The organism is Streptomyces macrolidinus, assembly GCF_023887685.1.
In the GTDB taxonomy this organism is placed as follows: Bacteria; Actinomycetota; Actinomycetes; order Streptomycetales; family Streptomycetaceae; genus Streptomyces; species Streptomyces macrolidinus.
The window spans coordinates 45,974-70,881 of sequence record NZ_JAMWMR010000028.1; the positions used below are offsets into that span (position 1 = coordinate 45,974).

The following is a 24,908-nucleotide window of genomic DNA, read 5'->3' on the forward strand; positions in this document are numbered from 1 at the left end:
CTCGTGCACGGGGCCCACCGTTGCCTGCCGGGGCACTACCCCAGCAGGCCGCCCACCAGGCGGTCCGCGCCTCCGGAGCCGCCGCTGCTGCCACCGCCCGTGCCGCCCGCCGGGCCGCCCGTGCCGCTGCCGCCGGAGGACGACGGGCCCGCGCTGGTGCTCGGGGCCTGCCGCTGCGGTACCGACGGCCGCTGCGGGGCCTGGCCCACCGTGCCCTGGGTCTGGCTCGGCCGACCGCCCGTGGCCGCACCCGTCGCGCCCGTCCGGCCGGGGGTACCCGTCGTACCCGGAGCGCCCGTCGCACCGGCCGTCTCCCGGGCCGTGGCCGCGCCGGACGGCGAGGACGTCGTACCGTGCGTCGTCGGCGGGCGCGAGGCCGAGGGGCTCGCCTTGTGGTGCCGCGCGCCCGGCGTCCGGGGCAGCGGCGAGCCCGGCAGTTCGTTGCGCGGCGCCTCGCCGGGGCCGGGCACGACCACGCGGTTCGCGTCCCGCACCGCCCCGCCGAGCAGCGACCCGACCAGCAGGATCACCCCGGTCACCAGCCCCGCCACCAGCGCGCCGCGGCGCAGCACGTACTGCCGCAGCTCCCAGATGTCCGAGCGCGGCCCGAGCGTGCGCCACGCCCCCGCCGCGAGCCGTCCGTCCACGGAGTACACCGGCGCCCCGGCGATGATCAGCGGGGACCAGGCCGCGAGGTAGAGGATGTCGGCCATCTCGTACGCGGGGGCCGTCCGCCAGCTCACCGTGACGATCAGCGCGGCCGAGAGCAGGGCCCCGAGCACGGCCGCGACGCGCTGCCACAGGCCGAGGACCGTGAGCACGCCCACGATCACCTGGAGGAAGGCCACGGCGAGACCCGTGCCGATGGGGTGCTGGAGCGCGAACTGCCGTAGCGGCTCGGCGACTTGCCAGGGGTGCAGCGTGTGGAGCCACGCGGCCATGGAGCCCTGCTTGCCGCCGTCGAAGTAGACCGGGTCGCAGAGCTTGCTCATGCCCGCGTAGGCGGCGATGGAGCCGAGGACGATGCGCAGGGGCAGCAGCACCACGCCGAGGTTCAACCGGCGGCCGGGGTAGTACGCGTGCCGCGTCTGGTCGCCCGCATGCCGCCGCCCCGGAGGCCGGTCCTCGGCCGCGAACTCCCGCTCGTCGTACGGGGATTCGTACGGATCGCGGCCGGACTCGCCGTACGCGTCGTCGGCGCTGCGCATGTGCGGCAGCAGCCGGGTGCGGCCCAGGTCGTGGCCGTGACCGTGCCCGCCGCCGACGATCGGCGTCGGGACGGTCGCTTCGGTCGGATCGTCGTAGCCGTCGGTCCCCGGCAGGCCGTCGACGCGCGGCAGGACCTGGGTCGCGCCCGCGTCCTCGCCGTAGCCCACGCTGGTGCTCCGCACCGCTTGCAACAGCCGGTGCGCGCCGGTGTCGTCGGGTGCCGACTTCCCGGTCCAGACGACCGGCCGACGGCGGCGGGCGGGAGCAACGGGCGTACCGGGCACGTCGGTTCTGTCCGCCGCACCGGCGTGGGGCATGCGCGCGACGACCTGCGGCGAGGTCGCCTGCCAGACGACGCGCCGGGGCTGGGCGCGGCGCGCCGACGCGCCCAACTGCACGCGAAAGCTGGCGTGATTGACGATGACCTGCGCCGGATCGCTCGGCACCTTCACCATGCTCAGCACGGGGGTGTCGTCGAATCCCGACGATCGGTCCCCCGTGGGTGTGCGGGGTGTTCTGGTCTCCACACTCATCTAACCGAGTGACGTGTGGTTAGGACACTGCCTTGACCGCGCGGATCTGTCCGGACCCCGTCAAGCGCGTCCCCGGCGAGCGGTTCGCCCCCTACGCGTGAAGGGCTGAACGTGTGTTCAGCCCTTCATCGCCTTTACGACACGCGCGATCAGACGCGCCTGCGGGACGCCTCGTAGAGCACGATGCCCGCCGCCACACCGGCGTTGAGCGACTCCGCCCCACCCGGCATCGGGATCCGGACCCGGACGTCGCAGGTCTCGCCGACGAGCCGCGACAGGCCCTTGCCCTCGCTGCCGACGACGATGACGACCGGCCCGTCCAGGGCTTCCAGCGCGCCGAGCTCGGCCTCTCCGTCGGCGGCCAGACCGACGACGGTGATGCCCGCCTTCTTGTACGCCTCCAGGGCGCGCGTGAGGTTGGTGGCGCGCGCGACGGGCGTACGGGCGGCCGTACCGGCGGACGTCTTCCACGCACCCGCGGTCATCCCGGCCGCGCGCCGCTCGGGCACGACGACGCCGTGCCCGCCGAAGGCGGAGACGGAACGGACGACGGCGCCGAGGTTGCGCGGGTCGGTCACCCCGTCGAGGGCGACGATCAGCGGGTCCTCGCCCTCGTCGTAGGCGGCCGAGGCGAGGTCCTCGGGGTGCGCGTACTCGTACGGCGGGACCTGGAGGACCAGGCCCTGGTGGTTCAGCCCGTTCGTCATCCGGTCCAGCTCGGGACGCGGGGCCTCCATGAGGTTGATGCCGCCGCGCTCGGCCGCGAGCTGGAGCGCCTCGCGCACCCGCTCGTCGTTGTCGATGAACTGCTGGACGTAGAGCGTGGAGGCGGGCACCCCTTCACGGAGCGCCTCGACGACGGGGTTGCGCCCGACGACCAGCTCGGACGAGGACTTCCCGCCCGTACGGCGCTGGGGGCGCCCCTGCTGGGCGCGGCGTGCCTTCGCCTGGGCGGCGCGCTGCTTGGCGTGTCCCTTGCGCATCTCGGCGGGCGGGGTCGGCCCCTTGCCCTCGAGGCCCCGGCGCCGCTGGCCGCCGCTGCCGACCTGCGCGCCCTTCTTGCCGGACATGCGGCGGTTGTTCGCGGCCATGACCTACCTGTTCTCTTCGAAGCGTTCATCTGTACGTCGTTCGTACGTCGTCGACGTCTCTGTACGTCGTCTCCGTACGTCCATGACGTCTGTACGTCTATGCAGTGTGCCGCCCGGAGGGCCGGGCGGCACAATCGATCATCGGATCGGTGAACGGCTCAGCTCCGGCCGAGCGTCCAGCGCGGCCCCTCGGGGCTGTCCTCGATGACGAGCCCGGACTGGCCGAGCTGGTCGCGGATGGCGTCCGCGGTGGCCCAGTCCTTGCGGGCACGGGCGGCTTCGCGCTGCTGGAGCACGAGGCCCACGAGGCTGTCCACGACGCCGTGGAGATCCTCGCCGCGGTCGTTCTCCCCGGCCCAGTGCGCGTCGAGCGGGTCGAGGCCGAGGACCCCGAGCATCGCCCGCACCTCGGCGAGCCGGGCCACGGCGGCGTCCTTGTCGTCGGCGGCCAGCGCGCTGTTGCCCTGGCGGACCGTGGTGTGCACCACGGCGAGCGCCTGCGGCACGCCCAGGTCGTCGTCCATCGCCTCGGCGAACGCGGGCGGCACCTCGTCGGCGGGCTCGACGACGCCCCCGGCCTTCTCGACGACGCGCTGCACGAACCCCTCGATGCGCGCGAACGCGGACTCCGCCTCGCGCAGGGCGTCCTCGCTGTACTCGATCATCGAGCGGTAGTGCGGGGTGCCGAGGTAGTAGCGCAGGACGATGGGGCGCCAGTGCTTGACCATCTCGGAGACGAGCACGGAGTTGCCGAGCGACTTCGACATCTTCTCGCCGCTCATGGTGACCCAGGCGTTGTGCACCCAGTACCGCGCGAACTCGTCACCGAAGGCCTGGGCCTGGGCGATCTCGTTCTCGTGGTGCGGGAAGACGAGGTCGAGGCCGCCGCCGTGGATGTCGAAGGCGGAGCCGAGGTACTTGTGCGCCATCGCCGAGCACTCCAGGTGCCAGCCGGGTCGGCCGCGTCCCCACGGCGTCTCCCAGGTCGGCTCACCGGGCTTGGCGGCCTTCCACATCGCGAAGTCGCGCGGGTCCCGCTTGCCCGTCTCCCCGGTCCCGGAGGGCTGCTGAAGGTTCTCCAGTTCCTGGTTGGACAACTGGAGGTAGCCGGGGAAGGAGCGCACGTCGAAGTACACGTTGCCGTCGGCCTCGTAGGCGTGCCCGCGCTCGATGAGCGTGCGCATCATCTCGACCATCTCGGTGATGTGCCCGGTGGCGCGCGGCTCGTAGGTCGGCGGCAGGCAGCCGAGGACGTCGTAGCCCCGAGTGAAGGCGCGCTCGTTCTCGTACCCGATCGCCCACCAAGGGCGGCCCTGGTCGGCGGACTTGGCGATGATCTTGTCGTCGATGTCCGTGACGTTGCGGATGAACGTCACGTCGTAGCCGCGGTAGGCGAACCAGCGGCGCATGATGTCGAAGTCGAGGCCCGAGCGGATGTGCCCGATGTGCGGGGCCGCCTGCACGGTGGCGCCACACAGGTAGATCGAGACACAACCCGGCTTGAGCGGGGAGAAGTCGCGGATCTGCCGGGCGCTGGTGTCGTACAGGCGAATAGTCACGTGTCCAGGGTAGTGGGCCGCGGGCAGTGCCTCGCGCCCCATTCACATACGGCCGACCACCTTTCGCGGCACGACCCTGACCACCACCCGCTCCGCGTCCCGCGCCGACTCCGGGTTGAACTCGGCGTACTTCTTGCCGGTGTACTTCAGCGACAACTCGTCGATGAGGTCCCGGGCGCCCTCCGTCGACAGTTCCGCGGTCCCCCGGATCTCCGCGTACTCGTACGGCGACCGGGGGTCCTGGACCACGATGCTCACTCTGGGATCGCGGTCCAGGTTCAGCTTCTTGCGCCGGTCCGCCGTCGTGGAGAAGAGGATCTCGTCACCGTCCCGCTTGACCCACACCGGGGAGAGCTGCGGACCGCCGTCGGGCTGGAGTGTCCCGACGACGATGAAGACGGGGCTGTCGAGCAGGTTCTTGAGCCGGTCGGACAGTACGGCGGCGGGCATGGGTACCTCCGGGACCTCGTTCTCCGGTCACTCTCCGGGTACCCTCGCACACGCTCAGCCCTCGCGCACCACGAGTGCCGTGGCGATCGCCATCAGCCCTTCGTCGCGCCCGGGGAAGCCGAGGCCGTCCGTCGTCGCGCCGGACACGGACACCGGTGCCCCCGCGGCTTCGGACAGGATCCGCTGCGCCTCCGCACGGCGCTTGCCGATCTTCGGCCGGGGGCCGACGACCTGCACGGCGACGTTCCCGATCCGGAATCCGGCCGCGCGCACGATGCGGGCCGCCTCCGTCAGCAGCGTGATGCCCGCCGCGCCCGACCATTCGGGACGGCCCGTGCCGAAGTGCTGTCCCAGGTCGCCGAGTCCGGCCGCCGAGAAGAGCGCGTTGCAGGCGGCGTGGGCGACCACGTCCGCGTCCGAGTGGCCCGCGAGACCCGGCCCCTCGCCCTCCCACTTCAGACCGGCGCACCACAACTCCCGCCCCTCTTCGAAGGCGTGGATGTCGGTGCCGATGCCCACCTGGGGCAACAGAGGTGCGTCAGAAGCCATCGTTGAGCCTCCTGCGCGCCAGAACGGCCTCCGCGAGCACCAGGTCCAGGGGCCGGGTGACCTTGAATGCCTCCTCGTGGCCGGGCACCACCACGACCCGCAGCCCCAACTGCTCCACCATGCTCGCGTCGTCCGTGACGTCGTTCGTCACCGTCTCGTGGGCCCGGACCAGCGTCGCGCGGTCGAAGCCCTGCGGGGTCTGCACCGCGCGCAGCCGGGCGCGGTCCGGGGTCGCGACCACCGGTTCCGGCGCGCCGGGGGCGGTCGCGGGCGCGACCTCCTTCACGGTGTCGGCGAGCGGCAGCGCGGGGACGACGGCGGGCGCGCCCTCCCGTACCGCGTCGATCACGGCGTCCACCGTGTCCACCGGGACGAGCGGGCGGGCCGCGTCATGGACGAGGACCGTCTCGTACCCGGGCGGCAGCGCGTCGAGGCCGAGCTTCACGGACTCCTGGCGCGTCGCACCGCCGGGGACGACGACGAAGTCCGTCCGCTCGGGCAGCGCGTGCGCGTCGAGCATCGACTTGACCTCGGTGGCGCCCTCGGGCGGGGCCACGACGATCACCAGGGAGACGGCGTTGGAGGCGGCCATCGCGCGCACGGCGTGGATGAGCATGGGCGTGCCGTTCAGCGCGCGCAGCGCCTTCGGGGCGCCCGGACCTAGGCGTACACCCCGGCCGGCGGCCGGAATCACGGCGGCTGTACTGGCTGCGCCGGGCGAGGGGCGTGATTCGTCAGACATCGGATCCTGTCAGGTTTGTGTGCTCGGCAGGTGTGGGTATGGCCAGGATGCCGGGCGCGACGCCTTGACCGGAGACCCTTTCCGTGACTTCTGGACTTCTGGTCGAGGCGGTAGCCGCCCGGTTCCGGCGCCGAGTATCGGGGGTGGTCACCGGCGTACGGCGCTCGGGCAGGCATTCGCTCCTGGGGGACCTGGGGACCTCACCGCGGGACTCATGGGTGGGAACACGCCCGTGGGGATGGACACACCCATGGGTATGCACATGCCGCGGCGCCCGGCGACAGCTACTGCGTCATCGGGCACCACGGCATGTGCATGCGTGCTGGGTGCTGGAATGCACCGGTCCGCCCATCGCGTCCTGATCGGGAAGCGAGGGGGCGGCATGAGCGTCAGGACGCGAGGACCTCGTCGAGCAGGGCCTCGGCCTTGTCCTCGTTCGTGTTCTCCGCGAGAGCGAGTTCGCTCACCAGGATCTGGCGGGCCTTGGCGAGCATCCGCTTCTCACCGGCGGACAGTCCGCGCTCACGCTCACGGCGCCACAGGTCACGTACGACTTCCGCGACCTTGATGACGTCGCCGGAGGCGAGCTTCTCCAGGTTTGCCTTGTAGCGACGCGACCAGTTCGTGGGCTCCTCGGCGTACGGCGCGCGCAACACCTCGAAGACCCGGTCCAACCCGTCCTGGCCGACCACATCACGCACGCCGACGAACTCCGCATTGTCCGCTGGCACACGCACTGTCAGGTCGCCCTGGGCGACCTTCAGCACCAAGTAGGTCTTGTCCACGCCTTTGATCTGACGAGTTTCGATGGCTTCGATCAGCGCGGCCCCGTGATGGGGATAGACCACGGTGTCGCCAACCTTGAACGTCATGTGACAGGTACCCCTTCCGTGGCTATCCAGGGTAACACGGAAACCGCGTCTTCTGAATGGCGTTTTCGCAGGTCAGGGCATATCTCGGGGCTTGACAACCGCGACGCGGACGTGCTTCGAGGGGGGAGCGGAAGGAGGTATTCGCAGGTCGGAGCGGCTCCGCGGGCGAAGCGAAACGCGTACGTTACACGCTTCACGAACGCTTGACGAGGGCCCGATCGTCCAGATTTGTCCTCCTCCAGCCGCTCTGCTTCCGCTACTCCGTTCGGTGCCCGGAGCCGGATGCGGTACGAATCCGGAATTGATCAAGCCGTACGGCGATCCGCGCTTGTTGTCCCGTTGATCGATTTTCCCTACCGCCTCGCATTCCTTACCGAAATCCCGGCCCGGACTCAGAGGACGCTTATGTGAATGCGGAACTCCATCAACGTCCGCTCCGTCAACGGCCACTCCCTCAAGGTCCACTTCCGGCAAGGTCAATGTGTCCGGCTGACGAGACCCGCGGGAACTGCGGGAGGCGGAGGACGCGAGGGTCGCCGGGGACGTCGTACGGTCCCCGCGGGGACGAAGTCGAGGTTAGGGGAGGGTCGGGTGCGGGCGCTCCCGGACGGCTCGGTAACCTATGGCCGCTGACAGACACTTAGGGCGGCTTTATCAGGGGGTCGTCCTGCTCCGCCCACGTTCAAGGAGTTGCCGCCGCCGTGAGCAGCAGCCTTCGACGCGGCGCCCTCGCCGCTGCCGCCATCGCGTTCTCGATCACCGCGCTCACCGCGTGCGGTGCCGGCAACGACGCCCAGACGCTGGGAATCAAGCCGGACCACGCGGCGACCGCCGTTGGTGACATCAAGATCCAGAACGCGATCGTCATCACCCAGCCCGACCAGAAGTCGGGTGGCCCGGCCGTGGTCGCCGCGACCGTCTTCAACGACGGGCGCACGCCCCAGACGCTGGACTCGATCGCCGTGGAGGGCGCCGGCACCGCCGACCTCACGCCCGTCAACGGCAGCAAGGTGACCGTCCCGGCCGGGGGATCCGTCGTCATCGGCGGCAAGGGCAACACCTCCGCCGTGCTGAGCAACCCGGGTGAGGCCGTCAAGAGCGGCAGCGCTCACAAGGTGACCTTCTCCTTCAGCAAGACCGGTGACGTGAGCCTTGAGGCCTTCGCCGTCCCGGCCGAGAGCTACTTCACCAAGTGGGGCCCGACGGCCATCCCGTCGCCGGCCGCCCCCGAGGCGCCGTCCGAGAGCGCCACGGCGTCGCCGAGCGAGGGCGCCCCGTCCGGCTCGCCGTCGGCCACCGCCGGGCACTGACACACCCGTACGACAGGGCGGCACCCCTCCTCCGGGAGGGGTGCCGCCCTGTGTCGTGCCGTGCCCGTGTCGGGCTCGTCGTCGGCTTACGGCTCGAACTTGTAGCCGAGGCCGCGGACCGTCACCAGATAGCGCGGGGCGCTCGGGTCCGGCTCGATCTTGGCGCGCAGCCGCTTGACGTGGACGTCGAGGGTCTTGGTGTCGCCCACGTAGTCGGCGCCCCAGACGCGGTCGATGAGCTGCATCCGGGTCAGGACACGGCCCGCGTTGCGCAGCAGCATCTCCAGCAGGTCGAACTCCTTGAGCGGCAGGTCGACCTTGGCACCGGCCACCGTGACCACATGGCGGTCGACGTCCATACGGACCGGACCGGCCTCCAGCGCGGCGGGCGTCACCTCCTCCGGCTCGCCGCGGCGGCGCAGGACGGCCCGGATACGGGCGACCAGCTCCCGGGAGGAGAACGGCTTGGTGACGTAGTCGTCGGCCCCTATCTCCAGCCCGACCACCTTGTCTATCTCGCTGTCCTTGGCGGTCACCATGATCACTGGAACGTTGGAACGGCCCCGGAGCTGACGGCAGACCTCCGTGCCCGGCAGTCCGGGCAGCATCAGGTCGAGCAGGACGAGGTCGGCGCCGTTGCGCTCGAACTCGTCGAGACCGTCGGGCCCGGTGGCCGCGATGGCCACCTCGAAGCCCTCCTTGCGGAGCATGTAGGACAGGGCGTCGGAGAAGGACTCCTCGTCCTCGACGACGAGCACTCGGGTCACTGAAGGACCTCCGGGGAGGGATGCGGTTCGTACGGGGAAGAGACGGTGGTCGTCCCGTCGGGTCGGCCGTCCTCGTCATCGAGTCCGGTCGGATGGCCGGCCGCGCGGTCGCGGGCCACGCCCGCTTCCGGCAGCCGCAGAGTGAAGGTGGAGCCCTGACCCGCGGAACTCCACACGGTGACCTCCCCGCCGTGCGAGGCGGCCACATGCTTGACGATCGCGAGACCGAGGCCCGTACCGCCCGTGGCTCGGGAGCGGGCCGGGTCGACGCGGTAGAAGCGCTCGAAGATGCGCTCCTTGTCCTTGTCGGAGATGCCGATGCCCTGATCGGTCACGGCGATCTCGATCAGATCCCCGCCGGACGCGGACACCCGGCGCGCGGAGATGCCGACGCGAGTGCGCGCGGGCGAGTAGTTGACCGCGTTCTCCACGAGGTTGCCGAGGGCTGCGGCCAGTTGGCCGCGGTTGCCCCACACATACAGACCGGCGCTGCCGCCCGCCCGGCCCCCGCTCTTCGGGTCGCGCCCCGGAGGCGTCCAGATGTTCGAGGCCATGGTGATCTGCTTGGCGCCCGCCTGGTGGCGGCAGCGGTCGACGGCCTCGGCGACCAGTTCGTCCACGCGTACCGGCTCGGCGTCTTCCAGCGGGTCGTCGTTCTGCACCCGCGAGAGGTCGATCAGCTCCTGGACCAGGTTCGTCAGCCGGGTCGCCTCGATCTGCATACGGCCCGCGAAGCGCTCCACGGCCTCGGGGTCGTCGGAGGCGTCCATCACGGCCTCGGAGAGCAGCGACAGGGCGCCGACCGGGGTCTTCAGCTCATGGCTGACGTTGGCCACGAAGTCGCGGCGCACCGCCTCGATGCGACGGGCCTCGGTGAGGTCCTCGACGAGGAGCAGCACCAGCCGGGAGCCGAGGGGCGCCACCCGCGCGGAGACGGCGAGGGCCTCGCCGCGTCCGGTGCCCCGGCGGGGCAGGTCCAGCTCGACCTGGCGGATCTCGCCGTCGCGCCGGGTGTCGCGCGCCATCTGGAGCATCGGCTCGACGGCGATCTTCCCGCCGCGGACGAGACCGAGCGCGTACGCCGCGGAGCTGGCCTTGACCACGGTGTCGGCCTCGTCCAGGACGACGGCCGAGGAGCCCAGTACGGACAGCACCGTGTCCACGCCGGGCGGCAGCACGGACTCGGAGTGCGAGGAGGTGCGGATGGGGCGTTTCTGGTCGCGCTCGCTCCAGCGGAACGCCAGCATGGCGATGACACCGGTGAGTACTCCGGCGATCGCTGCCGCTGCGGCGACCGCCGCGTTCACGTCCATGCATCCAGGTTAGGCACCTGCTGTCCCCTGCCCCCAGCCACCGGAGTGCGACCTGGACCACTCGTCGCCCAGAGTTCACCTTGGAGCCAGGAGTGATTCACCGGGGATGCCGGAAACAGTCGCGTACGGGCCGGAACGTGGGAGCGTGGGGTGCGGAGGCCCCGTGGCCACCGTGGTCGCCATGGCGGTGGGCTCCGGCCCCCGCCCCGAAGCGGACGTGAGAGAGGGACACCTGATGCGGGACGCGTACCACGAGGAACTGGACTCGATCAGTGAGGGCCTGGTCGACATGGCCCGGCTCGTCGGGTCGGCGATCGGGCGCGCCACGACGGCCATCCTCGACGCCGACCTGAAGCTGGCGGAAGCGGTGATCGAGGGCGACCAGAAGGTCGACGACCTTCAGCACGAGCTGGAGGCGCGCGCCATAACCCTCCTCGCCCGTCAGCAGCCGGTGGCGACGGATCTGCGGATCGTCGTCACGTCGCTGCGGATGAGCGCCGACCTGGAGCGCTCGGGCGACCTGGCCCAGCATGTCGCGAAGCTGGCGCGGCTGCGCTTCCCCGAGCGCGCCGTCCCGCACGACCTGCACGCGACCATCCTGGAGATGGGCCAGCTCGCGCAGCGTCTGATGGCGAAGGCGGCCGAGGTCATCATCACGAAGGACGTCGACCTGGCGCTGCAACTGGAGCAGGACGACGACGAGATGGACCTGCTCCACCGCACGCTCTTCCAGCACCTGATGGACGACCGCTGGAAGCACGGCATCGAGACGGCCGTGGACGTCACCCTGCTGGGCCGCTACTACGAGCGCTACGCGGACCACGCGGTGGCGGTGGCGAAGCGGGTGGTGTACCTGGTGACGGGCGAGCACGCGGACGAACTCCAGCCGGAGATGCCGCCGGTGACGGGGGCCGAGGGGGCCTGACGGAACGGGGGCGCCCGAGGGGCTTGCCCCAGGACCTCGGGCGCGCACGAGCCTCCGTGCGCCGTTGATGCGCCGGGTACGGCGGGCGTGCAATGGGTACGGCACCAGTCTCGAAAGCCTCGAGGAGGGCCCCATGGCCGAGACCCCCAGCACGCCCGACCCCACGCAGGAGCGCGACACTCCACAGCCCGCCGAGATCAAGAGCCTGCCGTTGGTGGGCGCGTGCGGCTGCGGCTCGGGCTGCGGCTGCGGCTGCCAGTCCGGCGCGCCGTGCCAGTGCGGCTGACGAGCGGGACCGTCCGATCGTCCTGACGTCCTGATCGCCGCCCCGATCGTCTCCCTGGGCAGGGTCCGTCGCCCGGGGAACGGTTCGCCGCCCGCGAGCGTCGTCCCTCTCCAGGGCACGCGACCGTGCCCCGGAGAGGGGAGACCGGGTGGGTACGGGCGACTTCGCCAAGTGGACAAGGCGGTTCGAGGACGAGCGCGAGCGCAGGAACGCTCAGGGCGATCCGGACTGGGAGCGGGGCGCGCGGCTGCATCCGGCGGTGTGGGCGGGTATCCAGCGCTTCCAGGTCGGTGAGGACGGTGACGGGGCCAACCTCGTCGCCAAGGCGGACGAGGCGGGCGACGCCGACTACGCGCGAGCGGTACGGCTCTTCGTCGCCGAGGAGCAGAACCACGCCCGTCTCCTCGCCCGGCTGCTCGCGGCAGGTGGCGTACGGACGGTGACCGGCCACTGGACCGACACGGCCTTCGTACGCTTACGGCGCCTCATGGGCCTGCGTCTGGAACTACTGGTCCTGATGATCGCGGAGTTCGTGGCCCTGCGCTATTACCGGGCCCTGCGCGACGGCACCGACGACCTCCTCACCTCGGATGTGGCGGGGCGGATCCTGTCCGACGAGGAGCGCCATGTCCCGTTCCACTGCGCACGACTGCACGCCTCCATAGCGGAGTTGCCTCGCGCGATACGCCGCCCGGTGATGACCCTGTGGCGGCTCCTTCTCCTGGCCGTCTCGGTCGTCGTCGCCGCCGACCACGGCCGGGCGCTGCGCCGACTCGGCGTCCCACGCCTGCGGTTCGTGTCCGACGTCATGACCTCGTCCGCCGAGGTCGTCTCCGCGGTGCTGGAGCCCCGCCCGGACGCCTGGACGAGTGCGGGCTGACAACGGCCTGAGAACTCTGCCGTCTTGAGCCCGCTGTAGCCTTCTCGCCTGATCGTCACGGATGCGGGGAGGGGCAACACGTGGGGTTCAAGCGGCTGTTCGGGATCGGGGACCCGGACGAGGCGGTCGAGGTGGACACGCAGATCCTGGGGCCGGTGTATCCGGGCGGCGAGGTGAAGGGCGAGGTCCTCCTCCGAGGCGGCACACGCGACACGCGCATCGAGGGCATCTACCTGCGCTTCACGGTCCGGCACACGGACTACAGCGGCGAGCAGCGCGACTACGAGTTCGACAGTTGCGTCGCCAAGCCCTCGGACATCACTCTGCGCAAGGGCGAGGAGGAACGCCTCACCTTCTCCGAGCGGCTGTCCTGGGAGACGCCGGTGAGCGAACTCGGCGGGCGGGCCCTCGGAGTCGTGCTCTCCGTGAAGAGCAAGCTCCGGCGCACTTGGGACGACGAGGGCACGGAAGTCGACAACGACTTGCTGCACATCTCGGCCCTGCCCCTGCACGAGGCCGTCCTGGACGCGTTCGCGGAGGAGGGGTACCACTGCGACTCCGCGTACGTCGTCGACGAGTCCATCCCGAACACGGAGCACCACCACTACTTCCACCAGTGCTTCGTCCTCACGGACCACGCGTCCGTGCCCGGCCGGCCGGAACAACTGGAGGTCGTCTTCCAGACGAACGTCGTCGGCGCGGTGGTCCATGTACGACGCGCGACGCCCGACGTACGGGACTGGACCGACAAGCCCCCGACCCGCCGCTTCCCCGCCGCCCACCACGAGATCGGCCAAGTCGACTGGCGCCCCCGGGTACGCAAGGCACTGGAGGAACTCGCCTTGCTCGACGACCAGTAGGGCACAGCCACGGCCCCGATACGACGACGAGCCCCGTGCCTGCGGCTTCTCCGCAGGCACGGGGCTCGTTCGCGCGGGCTTACTTCTTCTTGCCCTGGTTCTTGACCGCCTCGATCGCGGCTGCCGCCGCGTCCGGGTCGAGGTAGGTGCCGCCGGGGGTGATCGGGCGGAAGTCGGCGTCGAGTTCGTAGGCCAGCGGGATGCCCGTGGGGATGTTCAGGCCCGCGATGTCGGCGTCCGAGATGCGGTCGAGGTGCTTGACCAGGGCCCGCAGGCTGTTCCCGTGCGCGACGACCAGGACCGTGCGGCCGGTCAGGAGGTCGGGGACGATGGCGTCGAACCAGTACGGGAGCATGCGGCCGACGACGTCCTTCAGGCACTCCGTCTGCGGGCGCTCCTCCGGCGGGAGGGTCGCGTAGCGCGGGTCGGCGAACTGGGAGTACGTGTCGTCGCGGTCGAGCTCCGGCGGCGGGGTGTCGTAGGACCGGCGCCACAGCATGAACTGCTCCTCGCCGAACTCGGCGAGCGTCTGCGCCTTGTCCTTGCCCTGGAGGGCGCCGTAGTGGCGCTCGTTCAGGCGCCAGGTGCGGTGGACCGGGATCCAGTGGCGGTCGCAGGTCTCCAGGGCGAGCTGAGCCGTGCGGATCGCGCGCTTCAGGAGGGACGTGTGGAGCACGTCGGGCAGCAGGCCGGCGTCCTTGAGCAGGTCACCGCCGCGGACCGCCTCCTTCTCGCCCTTCTCGTTGAGGTTGACGTCCACCCAGCCGGTGAACAGGTTCTTCGCGTTCCACTCGCTCTCGCCGTGGCGGAGGAGGATCAGCTTGTACGGTGCGTCGGCCATGGTTCTGAGCGTAATCGAACCCTCCGGCCGCCTGCGCGCCCGCCCGGCGTACGAAACGGCAGGCCCGGCCGCCGCCTGCCTGTCGGCCGGAATACGACGGTTGACGACATCTGTTAATCGAGTGGCTCCGCCCGATCCCTCTTCGTAAGGTGTGGAAGCTATCTACGCTGCTTACACCTTGGGGGATCCCTGATGCCGCTCGCCGCCCTGAGACGCGCCGCACGACACTCCGTCTCCGGGCTCCCCCGTGAGTTCTGGTGGCTGTGGACCAGCACGCTCGTCAACCGTCTCGGCGCCTTCGTCGCCACCTTCATGGCGCTGTATCTGACCCTGGACCGCGGGTACTCCGCCTCGTACGCCGGTCTCGTCGCGTCGCTGCACGGCCTCGGCGGGGTCGTCTCCTCCCTCGGCGCGGGCGTGATGACCGACCGGCTCGGACGACGGCCCACTCTGCTGATCGCCCAGGCGTCCACGGCTCTCTCCGTCGCTTTGCTCGGCTTCATGCACGACCCGGTGGCGATCGCGGCCGTCGCCTTCCTGGTGGGCATGGCGAGCAACGCCTCGCGCCCCGCCGTGCAGGCGATGATGGCCGACATCGTCCGGCCCGAGGACCGGGTCCGCGCGTTCTCCCTCAACTACTGGGCGATCAACCTGGGCTTCGCGGTCTCCTCGGCGGGGGCGGGCTTCATCGCCGAGTACAGCTATCTCGCCGGGTTCCTGCTCGAGGCGGGGATGACGATGGTCTGCGCGATCGTCGTCTTCGTGAAGCTGCCGGAGTCGCGCCCGGAGCCGACCGCCAAGGAAGCCGCCGAGAGCGTCGGCCTCGGGACCGTTCTGCGCGACGGCCGCTTCATGAGCGTGGTCGGCCTGTCCTTCCTGGTCGCGCTCATCTTCCAGCAGGGGTCGGTGGGCCTGCCGGTGGCGATGGGCAAGGCGGGCTTCACGCCCGCGGACTACGGCATGGCGATCGCCGTCAACGGCGTCCTGATCGTGGCGCTCCAGATCCCGGTCACCCGCTTCATCGAGCACCGCGACCCGCGTCGGCTGCTCGTCGTCTCGTCCCTGCTCGCGGGGTACGGCTTCGGGCTCACCGCGTTCGCGGGCTCGGTCGGCGTCTTCGCGCTGACGGTGTGCGTGTGGACGCTGGCGGAGATCGTCAACGCACCCACCCAGACCGGCCTCGTCGTCCGCCTCTCCCCCGTGCACGGACGCGGTCGCTACCAGGGCATGTACACCCTGTCCTGGGCGGTCGCGGCCCTGACCGCCCCCCTGATGTCCGGCTTCGTCATCGACCGCCTGGGCGCGGAGTGGCTGTGGGGCATGTGCGCCCTGATCGGCACGGGCGCGGCCCTCGGGTACGGGGTCCTGATGCGCCGCCTGCCCGTGGAACAGCCGGTGGCGAAGGCGCACATGGAGGCGGCCGAGCCGGAGGTCCGTACGGCCTGAGGCCCATGACGGTCCGTCCGCCATCACGGCTACGCCGCCACCTTCCCCGCGACGGCGTCGAGGAACGTCACGTCGACACGGACCAGATACCGCTCCCGCTCGACGAGGAACCGCTCGGTGTGCGGCTCAGCCTCATACGCCAACAGCCCTGCGGGGGACGGACGTCAGCGTGCCGGGCGAAACTTGTCAGGTGCGCGGTCCGGCAGGTCGGGGGCTCGGCCTCCGGGCGGAGCTCAGGCCTCCGGGCGTCCGGTCAGATGGCTGAACGCCTCCAGATTGCGGGTCGACTCGCCGCGTGAGACACGCCAGGCGTACTCCTTGCGGATCGCGGACGCGAAGCCCAGTTCCAGGAGGGTGTTGAAGCTTCCGTCCGCCGCTTCCAGGACCGAGCCGAGCAGGCGGTCCACCTCGGTCGCGGTGACGGCGGTGAGCGGGAGCCTGCCGGTCAGGTAGATGTCGCCGAGCGGGTCGACGGCGTAACTCACCCCGTACAGCTTGAGGTTGCGCTCCAGCAGCCAGCGGTGCACCCCGGCCTCGTTCTCGTCGGGGTGCCGGATGACGAACGCGTTGACGGACAGGGAGTGCTTGCCGACCAGGAGCGAGACGGTCGTGGACAGCTTGTGCGTCCCGGGGAGCTTCACGACGTACGAGCCGGTACGCGGGCTCTCCCACTCCAGTTCGGCGTCCTTGAGAGTCTCTTCGATGACCCGCGCCGCCCGCTGTTCCTCAGCCATGCCGGGAGCCTACGCGACCGCCGTCAGCCGTGGTACGCGCGGACCCGGCGCCGATGGGCCTGGATGGCGGCCGTGTAGACGTCGGCTGTCGCGCGGGCGGCCGTGTCCCAGCCGAAGGACCGGGCATGCCGGGCCGCGGCCTCGCCCAGCCGGAGGGACAGCCCCGGGTCGTCGGCGAATTCTCCGAGGACGCGCGCGTAGGCGGCCGGATCGTGCCCCTGGACGAGGAACCCGGTCCGGCCGTCCTGAACGGCGACGGGCAGTCCGCCGACCGCGGCGGCCAGCACCGGGGTACCGGCCGCCTGCGCCTCGATGGCGACCAGTCCGAACGACTCGTTGTGCGACGGCATCACCAGCACCGACGCGGCACGGAACCAGTCCGCGAGCTGGTCCTGCCCGACGGGCGGATGGAAGCGCACCACATCGCACAAGCCGAGCCGCGCGGCCAGCTTCTGCAGGCCCTCCGGCTTCGCCAGACCGCGACCGCTGAGCCCGCCCACGACAGGTACGACGATGCGGGAGCGCAGCTCGGGACGCTGGTCGAGGAGCACGGCGACGGCGCGCAGCAGGACATCGGGGGCCTTGAGGGGCTGTATCCGCCCGGCGAAGAGAGGGATGAAGGCGTCCTGCGGCAGCCCGAGGCGGGCGCGGGCGGCGGCACGGCCGTCGGCGGGCCGGAAGCGCTCCAGGTTGACGCCGGGGTGGACGACGGCGACCTTGCCCGGGTCGGCCGCGTAGTGGCGTACCAACTCCTCGGACTCGTCGGCGGTGTTGGCGATCAGCCGGTCGGCGGCGGACACGATCTGGGTCTCGCCGATGACGCGGGCGGCGGGCTCGGGGGTGTCGCCCTCGGCGAGGGAGGCGTTCTTGACCTTGGCCATGGTGTGCATGGCGTGCACCAGGGGGGCGCCCCAGCGCTGGGCGGCGAGCCAGCCGACGTGGCCGGAGAGCCAGTAGTGGGAGTGCACGAGGTCGTAGTAGCCGGGCCGGTGGCCGGCCCAGGCCTGCATCACACCGTGGGTGAAGGCGCAGAGCTGAGCGGGCAGGTCCTCCTTGGCGAGGCCCTCGTACGGACCGGCGTCGACATGCCGGACGAGGACGCCGGGGGCGAGGTCGACGCTCGGCGGGAGCGCGGCGGAGGTCGCGCGCGTGAAGATCTCGACCTCGATGTTGATGGCGGCCAGTCGCTGGGCGAGCTCCACGATGTAGACGTTCATGCCGCCCGCGTCGCCCGTGCCGGGCTGGTGGAGCGGTGAGGTGTGCACGGAGAGCATGGCGACGCGGCGGGGGCGGCGGTGCAGCCGCAGCCTGGGGGGAGCCGCCGGAGAGCGACGCCCGAGCCTGCTCACATACTGGCTCACCTGGCGTTCCTCCTTGTTGCGGGCATGCCTGACGGACGGTGCGGACCTCTCTCCAGGGGTGGGAACACCAGAACGCGGCGCTCCATTTCCCCCACACGTCGCTTTACCGAATCATTACCAAATTTCGCTCAACCGTTCGAGGTGTGGCGAGGTGCGGGGGTGCGCTGTGAGGGTGCCCAGTGGGGTTATCCACAGGCCGGTCCGCCCCGTCCACCCGGCCGCTTACTCTCGTACACATGCCAACCCGCGCCTCGTCCCTCCCCCACCCTCGGCTTCGCTCGGCCGGGGGTACCCCCATCGTGGGTACGGTGACGCGCGGGACCACCAACCCGAACCGGCTGCGCCGGATGGACCGCTGGATCGCCGCGGTCCACGGCGCCGAGTTGCGCCGTACGGCGGACCCGGTCGCCGTCGACCTCGGCTACGGCGCCGCGCCGTGGACCGCCGTGGAGCTGCTGTGCCGCCTGCGCGGTGCCGCGCCCCGCGCCCGCGTGGTCGGCGTCGAGATCGAGCCCGCCCGGGTCGCCGCCGCGCAGCCGTACGCCCGTGAGGGCCTGGTGTTCCGGCACGGCGGCTTCGAGGTGCCCGTGCCGGGCCGCCCGTCCCTGATCCGCGCCGCGAACGTGCTGCGGCAGTACGACGAGGGCGAGGTCGCGGCCGTCTGGGAGCGGCTGTGCGCCCGGCTCGCGCCCGCCGATCCGGCGTCCGGCTCCCGTGGCGGCCTGCTCGTCGAGGGCACCTGCGACGAGATCGGCCGCCGCCACGTCTGGGTCGCTCTCGGCCCCGAGGGCCCGCGCACGGTCACCTTCGCCACCCGGCTCGGCTCGCTGGACCACCCGTCCGACCTGGCCGAGCGGCTCCCGAAGGCGCTCATCCACCGCAACGTCCCGGGCGAGCCCGTGCACGCCTTCCTGCGCGACTTCGACCGCGCCTGGGCCGCCGCCGCACCCTACGCCTCGTACGGCGCGCGCCAGCGCTGGATACGCACGGTCCGCCGACTGACGGCGGACTGGCCGGTGACCGACGGCCCGGCGCGCTGGCGCCAGGGCGAAGTCACCGTGGACTGGGGGGCGTTGGCCCCGCAGGCGTGAGCCCGCCCCACCCCGGGGTGCTCACCGCTCCACCTCGCGTCCGCCCCAAGAGGACGTTCTTCCTGCGTCGTTCGTCACATTCGCGGAAGACCGCCGTACGCGGACCGGCGCAGGGGAAAGGAGATCGTCGTACTGGGTACGGCAACGGGAGGGACTTTCGCGCACTCGAGCCCCACCTCTGTCACATTCCGCGCCGACATGGCACGATCCCCCAGGCGACCGCTAGTTACTGACGGTAAATCAGATTTGGGGGCGACATATGGGATCCGGTAAGCGGACCCTGACCACGGCGGCGATCGCCCTGGTCTGCGCGGTCAGTGTGCTCGGCGCGCCAGGCGCGGCACACGCGACTCCGAGCCGGCCGACGCCGGCACCCACCCCGTCCGGCGGCCCGACTGCGGCCCCCGACAAGGACCTTGAGGCGATCCGCCAGAAGCTGGACGACCTCTACCACGACGCCGCGGTCGCCACGGACGCCTACAACGCGGCCGAGGAGAAGGCCGACAAGCAATCGACGCAGCTCGTCGAGCTGGCCCAGGAGATCGTCAAGGGCCAGGAGAAGCTGACCCGGCTGAAGGACCGGGCGGGCGCGGCGGCCCGCGCCCAGTACCGCGGCGAGGGCCTGCCTCCCGAGGTGCGGCTCTGGCTGAGCCGCAACCCCCAGGAGTTCCTCGACGGCACGGGCACCGTCCGCCAGGGCGAGCACGCGACCCAGGGCATGCTCACGGAGTTGACGCGCACCCAGGACGACCTGAAGCAGTACGCGAACGACGCCTCCGAGCACTGGAAGAAGCTCGAGGCCAACCGCAAGGCCAAGGCCGAGGCGAAGAAGAAGATCGAGAAGCAGATCAGGACGGCCCGGAAGGTCGAGTCCCGGCTGAAGAAGCAGGAGCAGCAGCGGCTGCGGAAGCTGGAGGAGGAAGCGGCGAAGAAGGCGCAGGCCTCCTGGCTCGGCTCCGGCATACTGCGGGAGATCAACGGCAAGGCGTCCGAAGACGGCCGCAGAGCCGTGGACTTCGCGACCGACCAGATCGGCAAGCCGTACCAGTGGGGCGCCGTGGGCCCGAAGTCGTACGACTGCTCGGGGCTGACGTCGAAGGCGTGGGCGGCGGCCGGTACGGGCATTCCGCGCACCTCGCAGGAGCAGTGGAGACGACTCCGGCACGTCGGCATCAAGGACATGCGCCCCGGCGACCTGATCATCTACTTCAAGGACGCCAGCCATGTCGGGATGTACGTCGGCGACGGCACGATCGTCCACGCGCCGCGGCCCGGCCGGACGGTGACGCTCGCGGGAGCGGGCACGATGCCGATCCTCGGGGTCGTACGGCCCGACGCGTGAGCACACGGCGGACACCGCTCCTCGACGGGCCGGGCACTGCCCGTCGAGGGGTCGGGCGTCTCGTGACGTCTCCCACGTGACCTGGCGCACGCCACGGCCGCGTCAAACCTCCGCACGGCGTGACATTCCTCATCCCCGGACCGGCCGTGCCATGTCCAACTGCGGTACGGGATGCGGCATATGACGTCAGCCTGATTCCCGGCGTCACCCCACCGGGCATTCCGTTGCGACCGCTGCTCCCGCTATGGTCCCCGTCGGTGGGTCGAGGTCCCTCGCCCCGCCGTGCCCTCGGGGGGAGGGAAGGAACCCAGACACGATGCCCGTACCCGTACCGCGGCAGAGGGTGACCCCGGCCGTGGAGAGTGGTCAGGCTCACGCCGGGCCCCCGCCGGGGACCCCGGCCGCACCGGGGCCGGCCGCCCGGACCAAGGGCCCGGCCGACACGCTCACCCTGCTGGTGATCGAGGACGATCCGGCCGGTTCACCGATCCTGCCCGAGATGCTCGACTCGGCGGGCCGGCCCATCCGGCTGCGTACCGCCCGCAACCTCACCGAGGCCGGGCGGCTGCTCACCGACGACGTCCACTGCATCCTGCTGGACCTCGCGCTGCCCGCCCCCGGACGGGCCGACGAGGAAGGCGACGAGCTGGCCGTCCTGCGGCATGTGCTCGAACTGGCGCCCCGCCACGCCGTCCTCGCGCTCACCGCGTCCGGTGACGCCGAGCGCGGCGCCGAGGCGGTCCGTGTGGGCGCCCAGGACTACCTCTTCCGCGAGGAGCTGGACGGACGGCTGCTGAGCCGCGCGATCCGCTACGCGGTCGAGCGCAAGCGCTCCGACACGACCGAGCGGCGGCTGACCGAGTCCCGGCTGCGGGCGCAGGAGAACCGCCGTCTGGAGCGGGGCCTGCTGCCCACCCCGCTGCTGGACGGCTCCTCCCTGCGCTTCGCCGCCCGCTACCGCCCCGGCCGCTCCCGCGCGCTGCTCGGCGGCGACTTCTACGACACCGTCCGCACCCCCGACGGCACGGTGCACGCGATGATCGGCGACGTCTGCGGGCACGGCCCCGACGAGGCCGCGCTCGGCGTGGAGCTGCGCATCGCCTGGCGCGCGCTGACGCTGGCGGGCCTGTGCGGCGACGACCTGCTCGCCACGCTCCAGCAGGTCCTGGAGCACGAGCGCGACAACGAGGAGATCTTCGCGACGCTGTGCACGGTGGACATCGCGCCGGACGGCCGCAGCGCCGGGCTGTGCCTGGCCGGTCACCCCTCCCCGCTGCTCGCCCGCCCCGACCGCCCGGCCGAGCTGCTGCCGTACGACAAGAACGGCCCGGCGCTCGGCCTGCTGCCACGTGCCCGCTGGCCGCGTACGCAGGTGGAGCTGGGCCAGGTCTGGAGCCTGATGCTCTACACCGACGGTCTGATAGAGGGCCACGTCGGCGAGGGCACGGAGCGACTCGGCCAGGAGGGCATGGTGAACCTGGTCCGCCGCCGACTGGCCGAGGGCCTGAGCGGCAAGGAGCTGCTGCGCACCACGGTGAACGAGGTCCGCGACCTCAACGGCGGAGAACTGACGGACGACGTCGCGGTACTGCTGCTCGACCGGGGGCCGTGAGCGGGGTCGCGGGCTCTACCGGCCGCCGTTGTACGGCCCGTACGGGCCGTCGCTGCTGCTGCCGCCGCGGCGACGGCGGCGGCCCCAGCCGCCGCCGGAGACCTGGGTGAGGGCGGGGCGGACGTCCACGAAGAAGACGATCGTGGCGATGAGGCCGATGATCTGCAGGAAGAGGATGGGCACCAGCAGGTTCACCGCGACCGTGAGGCCGAGGATGATCAGCCAGAAGCCCTTGTTCTGCTTGTCCGCGGCGCGGTACGCGTCGTCCCGGAACAGGGCCGCCATCACCAGTGCCACCACGGCGAGCACCAGAATGGCGGTGAAGAGCAGCCACATCAGGCCGCCGAATGCCGTCATCAGCACAATGCCCACCACCCGAGTCGAGTCGTTCCTCCGGCCACCGTACCCGTCTCCGGCGGCCGTGTACCCGTAAGAACGGGCCGGGGACTTCCGAAGTGCCCGGCCCGTTCCCCGTCATGGCTGCTACTGGGCCGGCGGCATGGTCTTCTTCGCCGCCGGCTTGCGCGCCGGGGCCTTCTTCATCGCGGGCTTCCTGGCCGACTCGGCCTCGGCCTCGGACGCGGCCGGCTTCGGCTCGTCCTTGACCTCGACGGCCTCGGCGGACGGCTCGACGGCGACCGCCAGCTCCTCGATCCCGTCGGCGGCCTCGCCGCGCCAGGTCCGTACGGCCTGCTCGCCGTGCTCGGCGACCTTCTCGTAGGTCTCACGGGCCCTGACCGCGTACTCGGCGGCGACACCCACACCCCGCAGGGCGAGGTCCTGGGCGCCCTCGCTGAGCTTCTTCAGGTCGGCGTCGAGGTTGCTGCCGAGCTTCTTGATGTCCAGGTCGAGCGAGCTGAGGAACTCGCCGACCTTCGTCTGGATGCTCTCCTGCGTCTCCTTGACCCGAGCGGAGGCCTCCTTGGCACGCGCGGTCGCCTTCTCCTGCACGACCTTGGGGTCGGCGTTGCGGACGGCGTCGATACGGGCCGGGGCCTCGGCGCGCAACTGCTCCATCAGGCCGGGCACCTTCTTGGCCTGCTGGAAGGCCAGGTCGGCGGTGCCGGCGGCGAAGTAGAGCGGGGTCGGGTCGCTGAGGGTCTTGCGCAGGTCGTCGGTGATGGCCATGGGGATGGTCCTCCCGGTTCGGCTTTCGGTTGAGGGTTGAGGGGCGGTCCGCGGGCGCCTTCCCGTCGTCCCGATGATCCCGATCGTCCCGATCATCTCGGTTGCCTCGATCGTCTCGTCATCGTCCCGGTCGACCGACCGTCCGCCGCGGACCGACGTCGCCGCCATCGGCCGTATGGGGGCCGGGGGCCGCGGCGTCCTGGGTGTCGTCGTCCGCGTCCTGAGCCGCCGCGCCTGCCCGCGCGGCTTCGAAGCCGTTCTCCTTGCGGAAGGACTCGTAGATCTGGAGCAGCACCTGCTTCTGCCGCTCGGTGAGCGTGGGGTCGTGGAGGAGAGCGGCGCGTGTCGCCTCTTCCCTCCGCCACTCCTCCGGGTCCCGTTCGGCGTCGAGGATGCCGGCCCGCACGTACAGCGTCTCGGCGGAGATCCGCAGCGCCTTGGCGACCTGCTGGAGCACCTCCGCGCTCGGCTTGCGCAGCCCGCGCTCGATCTGACTCAGATACGGATTGGACACCCCGGCGGCATCGGCGAGCTGCCTGAGCGACAGTTGCGCGTTGCGCCGCTGTTCGCGCAGGTACTCACCAAGACCGCCGACGTTGAGCGATGCCATGCCTCCACCTTGCCTCATCGGTGCTAACTCTTGCAAGCATCTGCTTGCAAGAGTGTGTCGGACCCGTTGGCCTACCAGTCGGCGCTGATCCGGTCGTTGTCCGTTCTCAGTAGATGTGGCGAGTCCCAGTGGTTCTGGCAAACGACCTGGCGGAGCCCCGGCGAAGCTGGCCGGCCTGTACGGTCCACCGCATGGTTGACGAGTTCGATGTGGCTCAAGCTCTGCGCGGTGGGATACCCGACAGGGCGCGAGCCTGGGCCTTCGTTCGGGACTTTGCCGCAGCGTGGGCGGAGCCGCTCGCCGACGGCGCGGGTACGCGAGCGGAGGAGTTGGAGCGAGCCGAGGAGATGCTGGGGCTCACGCTGCCGACCGCGTTGCGCGAGGCGTACTCGCTTCTCGGTACGCGTCACGACCTCACCGGCAACCAGGACCCGCTGCTGCGCCCTTCCGAGCTGTTCGTGCACGACGAGTTCGGTGGAGTGCTCGTCTTCCGCAGCGAGAACCAGGGATGCGCTTTCTGGGGAGTGCGGCTGCGGGACCTCGGTCAGGACGATCCGCCGGTGTTCGTCCAGTCACGGGATGGTTGGGTCCGCTACCTGGAGCGGGTCTCCCTGGCCTGTGTCGAGCTCGTACTCAGCGAGACGCTGCTTGACAGCGAAGGACGGCTCTACAACGCCTGCGAACTTCCCGCCAGCCTGATTCGAGAGCTGCCGAGTCGGTTCGCGCCGGTGGAGTTTCCCGAGTACCCGATGTGGACGGGGAAGGAAGAGTCACCCGTGTGCTGGTTTTCCGCGCCGGGGAAGCTCTTGCGGCTCGACGGACTGAGTGACCACAGCTGGCTGCACGTTCGGGGGAGTACGTTCGCCGACCTGGAGTCGCTCTGCGCCGCCCTCCCCGGCCACTGGGTACGTGGGTACTCAGAGCCGTTGGAAGCCGACGAACTGCCTTTCTAGCCTCGCGCTTTCATGAGCGTGCTCGTCCATGCCTTGATCAAATAAGCGGAGAGTGCTCCTGACCTGCAACGATGGGACTTGTCTAGGGTCCTGTCGGCTGCACGGAAAGAAGCACTCTCCAGGTGAGCAAGCGTATCGGGTTGTACCCGCGTGTCCGCGTCGAGGACGGTGGCAGCAACGCGGTCTCGCAGGCCGGGGCGGTGCTGCTGGCCGAGACGGTCCGCAAGTCCGGTCTCGACACCGCGATATCGACGGCATTGGCGCCGTGGCGCAAGCCGCGGGCAGTACACGACCCGGGCAAAGTCCTGCTGGATGTCGCGCTCGCGACGGCTCTGGGCGGGGACTGCCTCGCCGATATCGCCATACTGAGGGCCGAGCCCGACGCTCGGCGTGGAAGTCGCGGCCGATCAGGTCCGGGGCCGGCTTCGCCTTCACGTCCGGCCG

26 protein-coding genes are annotated in these 24,908 nt (G+C 71.0%); 11 read left to right on the plus strand and 15 right to left on the minus strand.

Annotation, left to right across the window (positions count from 1 at the left end):
• Window positions 1–35: 35 nt before the first annotated feature.
• The 7 genes from NGF19_RS25110 to NGF19_RS25140 all read right to left on the minus strand — a co-directional run bounded on the left by NGF19_RS25110 (window position 36) and on the right by NGF19_RS25140 (window position 7,005).
• The gene (locus tag NGF19_RS25110; RefSeq protein ID WP_252427638.1) at window positions 36–1,742 is read right to left on the minus strand and encodes a DoxX family protein; all 1,707 of its coding nucleotides are present in this window, start codon (window positions 1,740–1,742) and stop codon (window positions 36–38) included.
• A gap of 149 nt (window positions 1,743–1,891) precedes the next feature.
• Window positions 1,892–2,833: a 23S rRNA (guanosine(2251)-2'-O)-methyltransferase RlmB gene (rlmB, locus tag NGF19_RS25115; protein WP_252427639.1), complete on the minus strand. Its 942-nt coding sequence runs from the start codon at window positions 2,831–2,833 to the stop codon at window positions 1,892–1,894.
• Window positions 2,834–2,991: 158 nt separating this feature from the next.
• A complete protein-coding gene (gene cysS, locus NGF19_RS25120; RefSeq protein WP_252427640.1) occupies window positions 2,992–4,392 on the minus strand; it encodes a cysteine--tRNA ligase in 1,401 nt (466 codons plus the stop codon).
• 42 nt (window positions 4,393–4,434) lie between these two features.
• Window positions 4,435–4,842: a PPOX class F420-dependent oxidoreductase gene (locus NGF19_RS25125; RefSeq protein WP_252427641.1), complete on the minus strand. Its 408-nt coding sequence runs from the start codon at window positions 4,840–4,842 to the stop codon at window positions 4,435–4,437.
• Window positions 4,843–4,896: 54 nt separating this feature from the next.
• On the minus strand, window positions 4,897–5,391 hold the full coding sequence (gene ispF, locus NGF19_RS25130; protein ID WP_252427642.1) for a 2-C-methyl-D-erythritol 2,4-cyclodiphosphate synthase: 495 nt from the start codon (window positions 5,389–5,391) through the stop codon (window positions 4,897–4,899).
• Complete coding sequence (gene ispD, locus NGF19_RS25135; RefSeq protein WP_252427643.1) at window positions 5,381–6,133, minus strand: 2-C-methyl-D-erythritol 4-phosphate cytidylyltransferase; 753 nt, start codon at window positions 6,131–6,133, stop codon at window positions 5,381–5,383. Before ispD ends, ispF begins: the two co-directional genes overlap by 11 nt.
• A gap of 389 nt (window positions 6,134–6,522) precedes the next feature.
• Entirely contained in the window at window positions 6,523–7,005 is a 483-nt protein-coding gene (locus tag NGF19_RS25140) for a CarD family transcriptional regulator (RefSeq protein ID WP_003953493.1), read from the minus strand.
• A gap of 701 nt (window positions 7,006–7,706) precedes the next feature.
• Between NGF19_RS25140 and NGF19_RS25145 the strand changes: the two genes are divergently transcribed.
• On the plus strand, window positions 7,707–8,315 hold the full coding sequence (locus tag NGF19_RS25145; RefSeq protein ID WP_252427644.1) for a copper chaperone PCu(A)C domain-containing protein: 609 nt from the start codon (window positions 7,707–7,709) through the stop codon (window positions 8,313–8,315).
• Window positions 8,316–8,401: 86 nt separating this feature from the next.
• On the opposite strand, the gene phoP is transcribed toward NGF19_RS25145, so the two are convergent.
• Both phoP and phoR read right to left on the minus strand, forming a co-directional pair.
• Window positions 8,402–9,073 carry a two-component system response regulator PhoP gene (phoP, locus tag NGF19_RS25150; RefSeq protein WP_469668354.1) on the minus strand — a complete coding sequence of 224 codons (672 nt, stop codon included), beginning with the start codon at window positions 9,071–9,073 and terminating at the stop codon, window positions 8,402–8,404.
• A 5-nt stretch (window positions 9,074–9,078) separates the two neighbouring features.
• Window positions 9,079–10,395 (minus strand): two-component system sensor histidine kinase PhoR, encoded by a 1,317-nt coding sequence (gene phoR, locus NGF19_RS25155; RefSeq protein WP_252427646.1) that lies wholly within the window; start codon window positions 10,393–10,395, stop codon window positions 9,079–9,081.
• Window positions 10,396–10,630: 235 nt separating this feature from the next.
• Here phoR and phoU point away from each other — a divergent pair, with 235 nt between their 5' ends.
• The 4 genes from phoU (at window position 10,631) to NGF19_RS25175 (ending at window position 13,346) form a co-directional block, all read left to right on the plus strand.
• Window positions 10,631–11,320 (plus strand): phosphate signaling complex protein PhoU, encoded by a 690-nt coding sequence (gene phoU, locus NGF19_RS25160; RefSeq protein WP_252427671.1) that lies wholly within the window; start codon window positions 10,631–10,633, stop codon window positions 11,318–11,320.
• A 133-nt stretch (window positions 11,321–11,453) separates the two neighbouring features.
• Complete coding sequence (locus NGF19_RS25165) at window positions 11,454–11,606, plus strand: hypothetical protein (protein ID WP_252427647.1); 153 nt, start codon at window positions 11,454–11,456, stop codon at window positions 11,604–11,606.
• Window positions 11,607–11,754: 148 nt separating this feature from the next.
• Window positions 11,755–12,486, plus strand: a complete 732-nt coding sequence (locus tag NGF19_RS25170) for a ferritin-like domain-containing protein (protein WP_252427649.1) — start codon at window positions 11,755–11,757, stop codon at window positions 12,484–12,486.
• A gap of 80 nt (window positions 12,487–12,566) precedes the next feature.
• Window positions 12,567–13,346, plus strand: coding sequence for a sporulation protein (locus NGF19_RS25175; RefSeq protein WP_252427651.1), 780 nt, complete (start codon window positions 12,567–12,569; stop codon window positions 13,344–13,346).
• Window positions 13,347–13,425: 79 nt separating this feature from the next.
• Here NGF19_RS25175 and NGF19_RS25180 read toward each other — a convergent pair whose 3' ends face one another.
• The gene (locus tag NGF19_RS25180) at window positions 13,426–14,187 is read right to left on the minus strand and encodes a phosphoglyceromutase (RefSeq protein WP_252427652.1); all 762 of its coding nucleotides are present in this window, start codon (window positions 14,185–14,187) and stop codon (window positions 13,426–13,428) included.
• A 192-nt stretch (window positions 14,188–14,379) separates the two neighbouring features.
• Between NGF19_RS25180 and NGF19_RS25185 the strand changes: the two genes are divergently transcribed.
• Window positions 14,380–15,633 carry an MDR family MFS transporter gene (locus NGF19_RS25185; protein WP_252427654.1) on the plus strand — a complete coding sequence of 418 codons (1,254 nt, stop codon included), beginning with the start codon at window positions 14,380–14,382 and terminating at the stop codon, window positions 15,631–15,633.
• Window positions 15,634–15,866: 233 nt separating this feature from the next.
• Here the strand turns inward: NGF19_RS25185 and NGF19_RS25190 are convergent, their stop codons facing one another.
• Both NGF19_RS25190 and mshA read right to left on the minus strand, forming a co-directional pair.
• On the minus strand, window positions 15,867–16,367 hold the full coding sequence (locus NGF19_RS25190; RefSeq protein WP_252427655.1) for a type III secretion system chaperone family protein: 501 nt from the start codon (window positions 16,365–16,367) through the stop codon (window positions 15,867–15,869).
• 23 nt (window positions 16,368–16,390) lie between these two features.
• The gene (gene mshA / locus NGF19_RS25195) at window positions 16,391–17,728 is read right to left on the minus strand and encodes a D-inositol-3-phosphate glycosyltransferase (protein ID WP_252427657.1); all 1,338 of its coding nucleotides are present in this window, start codon (window positions 17,726–17,728) and stop codon (window positions 16,391–16,393) included.
• 299 nt (window positions 17,729–18,027) lie between these two features.
• Between mshA and NGF19_RS25200 the strand changes: the two genes are divergently transcribed.
• From NGF19_RS25200 to NGF19_RS25210, 3 genes are all read left to right on the plus strand, one after another.
• Window positions 18,028–18,819, plus strand: a complete 792-nt coding sequence (locus tag NGF19_RS25200) for a class I SAM-dependent methyltransferase (RefSeq protein ID WP_252427659.1) — start codon at window positions 18,028–18,030, stop codon at window positions 18,817–18,819.
• A 259-nt stretch (window positions 18,820–19,078) separates the two neighbouring features.
• Window positions 19,079–20,161 (plus strand): C40 family peptidase, encoded by a 1,083-nt coding sequence (locus NGF19_RS25205; protein ID WP_252427660.1) that lies wholly within the window; start codon window positions 19,079–19,081, stop codon window positions 20,159–20,161.
• A 316-nt stretch (window positions 20,162–20,477) separates the two neighbouring features.
• Window positions 20,478–21,773, plus strand: a complete 1,296-nt coding sequence (locus tag NGF19_RS25210; protein ID WP_252427661.1) for a PP2C family protein-serine/threonine phosphatase — start codon at window positions 20,478–20,480, stop codon at window positions 21,771–21,773.
• Between the two features lie 15 nt (window positions 21,774–21,788).
• On the opposite strand, the gene NGF19_RS25215 is transcribed toward NGF19_RS25210, so the two are convergent.
• The 3 genes from NGF19_RS25215 to NGF19_RS25225 form a co-directional block, all read right to left on the minus strand.
• Window positions 21,789–22,136 carry a DUF2516 family protein gene (locus NGF19_RS25215; RefSeq protein WP_252427673.1) on the minus strand — a complete coding sequence of 116 codons (348 nt, stop codon included), beginning with the start codon at window positions 22,134–22,136 and terminating at the stop codon, window positions 21,789–21,791.
• A gap of 120 nt (window positions 22,137–22,256) precedes the next feature.
• Entirely contained in the window at window positions 22,257–22,901 is a 645-nt protein-coding gene (locus NGF19_RS25220) for a hypothetical protein (protein ID WP_252427662.1), read from the minus strand.
• A 118-nt stretch (window positions 22,902–23,019) separates the two neighbouring features.
• Complete coding sequence (locus tag NGF19_RS25225) at window positions 23,020–23,511, minus strand: helix-turn-helix domain-containing protein (RefSeq protein ID WP_252427663.1); 492 nt, start codon at window positions 23,509–23,511, stop codon at window positions 23,020–23,022.
• Window positions 23,512–23,702: 191 nt separating this feature from the next.
• Here NGF19_RS25225 and NGF19_RS25230 point away from each other — a divergent pair, with 191 nt between their 5' ends.
• On the plus strand, window positions 23,703–24,464 hold the full coding sequence (locus NGF19_RS25230) for an SMI1/KNR4 family protein (protein WP_252427664.1): 762 nt from the start codon (window positions 23,703–23,705) through the stop codon (window positions 24,462–24,464).
• A gap of 122 nt (window positions 24,465–24,586) precedes the next feature.
• Window positions 24,587–24,908, plus strand: a 322-nt coding sequence (locus NGF19_RS25235) for a transposase (protein ID WP_252427665.1), incomplete at its 3' end; no start/stop codon positions are given.

Bases quoted from the DNA above. Each gene is read 5' to 3' on its own strand.
- NGF19_RS25220 (WP_252427662.1), bottom strand. From the start codon at position 22,901: ATGGCCATCACCGACGACCTGCGCAAGACCCTCAGCGACCCGACCCCG.
- NGF19_RS25225 (WP_252427663.1), bottom strand. From the start codon at position 23,511: ATGGCATCGCTCAACGTCGGCGGTCTTGGTGAGTACCTGCGCGAACAG.
- rlmB (WP_252427639.1), bottom strand. From the start codon at position 2,833: ATGGCCGCGAACAACCGCCGCATGTCCGGCAAGAAGGGCGCGCAGGTC.
- NGF19_RS25110 (WP_252427638.1), bottom strand. From the start codon at position 1,742: ATGAGTGTGGAGACCAGAACACCCCGCACACCCACGGGGGACCGATCG.
- phoU (WP_252427671.1), top strand. From the start codon at position 10,631: ATGCGGGACGCGTACCACGAGGAACTGGACTCGATCAGTGAGGGCCTG.
- ispF (WP_252427642.1), bottom strand. From the start codon at position 5,391: ATGGCTTCTGACGCACCTCTGTTGCCCCAGGTGGGCATCGGCACCGAC.
- NGF19_RS25190 (WP_252427655.1), bottom strand. From the start codon at position 16,367: ATGGCTGAGGAACAGCGGGCGGCGCGGGTCATCGAAGAGACTCTCAAG.
- ispD (WP_252427643.1), bottom strand. From the start codon at position 6,133: ATGTCTGACGAATCACGCCCCTCGCCCGGCGCAGCCAGTACAGCCGCC.
- NGF19_RS25210 (WP_252427661.1), top strand. From the start codon at position 20,478: ATGCCCGTACCCGTACCGCGGCAGAGGGTGACCCCGGCCGTGGAGAGT.
- NGF19_RS25205 (WP_252427660.1), top strand. From the start codon at position 19,079: ATGGGATCCGGTAAGCGGACCCTGACCACGGCGGCGATCGCCCTGGTC.
- NGF19_RS25125 (WP_252427641.1), bottom strand. From the start codon at position 4,842: ATGCCCGCCGCCGTACTGTCCGACCGGCTCAAGAACCTGCTCGACAGC.
- NGF19_RS25230 (WP_252427664.1), top strand. From the start codon at position 23,703: ATGGTTGACGAGTTCGATGTGGCTCAAGCTCTGCGCGGTGGGATACCC.
- NGF19_RS25180 (WP_252427652.1), bottom strand. From the start codon at position 14,187: ATGGCCGACGCACCGTACAAGCTGATCCTCCTCCGCCACGGCGAGAGC.
- NGF19_RS25185 (WP_252427654.1), top strand. From the start codon at position 14,380: ATGCCGCTCGCCGCCCTGAGACGCGCCGCACGACACTCCGTCTCCGGG.
- NGF19_RS25165 (WP_252427647.1), top strand. From the start codon at position 11,454: ATGGCCGAGACCCCCAGCACGCCCGACCCCACGCAGGAGCGCGACACT.
- phoR (WP_252427646.1), bottom strand. From the start codon at position 10,395: ATGGACGTGAACGCGGCGGTCGCCGCAGCGGCAGCGATCGCCGGAGTA.
- NGF19_RS25140 (WP_003953493.1), bottom strand. From the start codon at position 7,005: ATGACGTTCAAGGTTGGCGACACCGTGGTCTATCCCCATCACGGGGCC.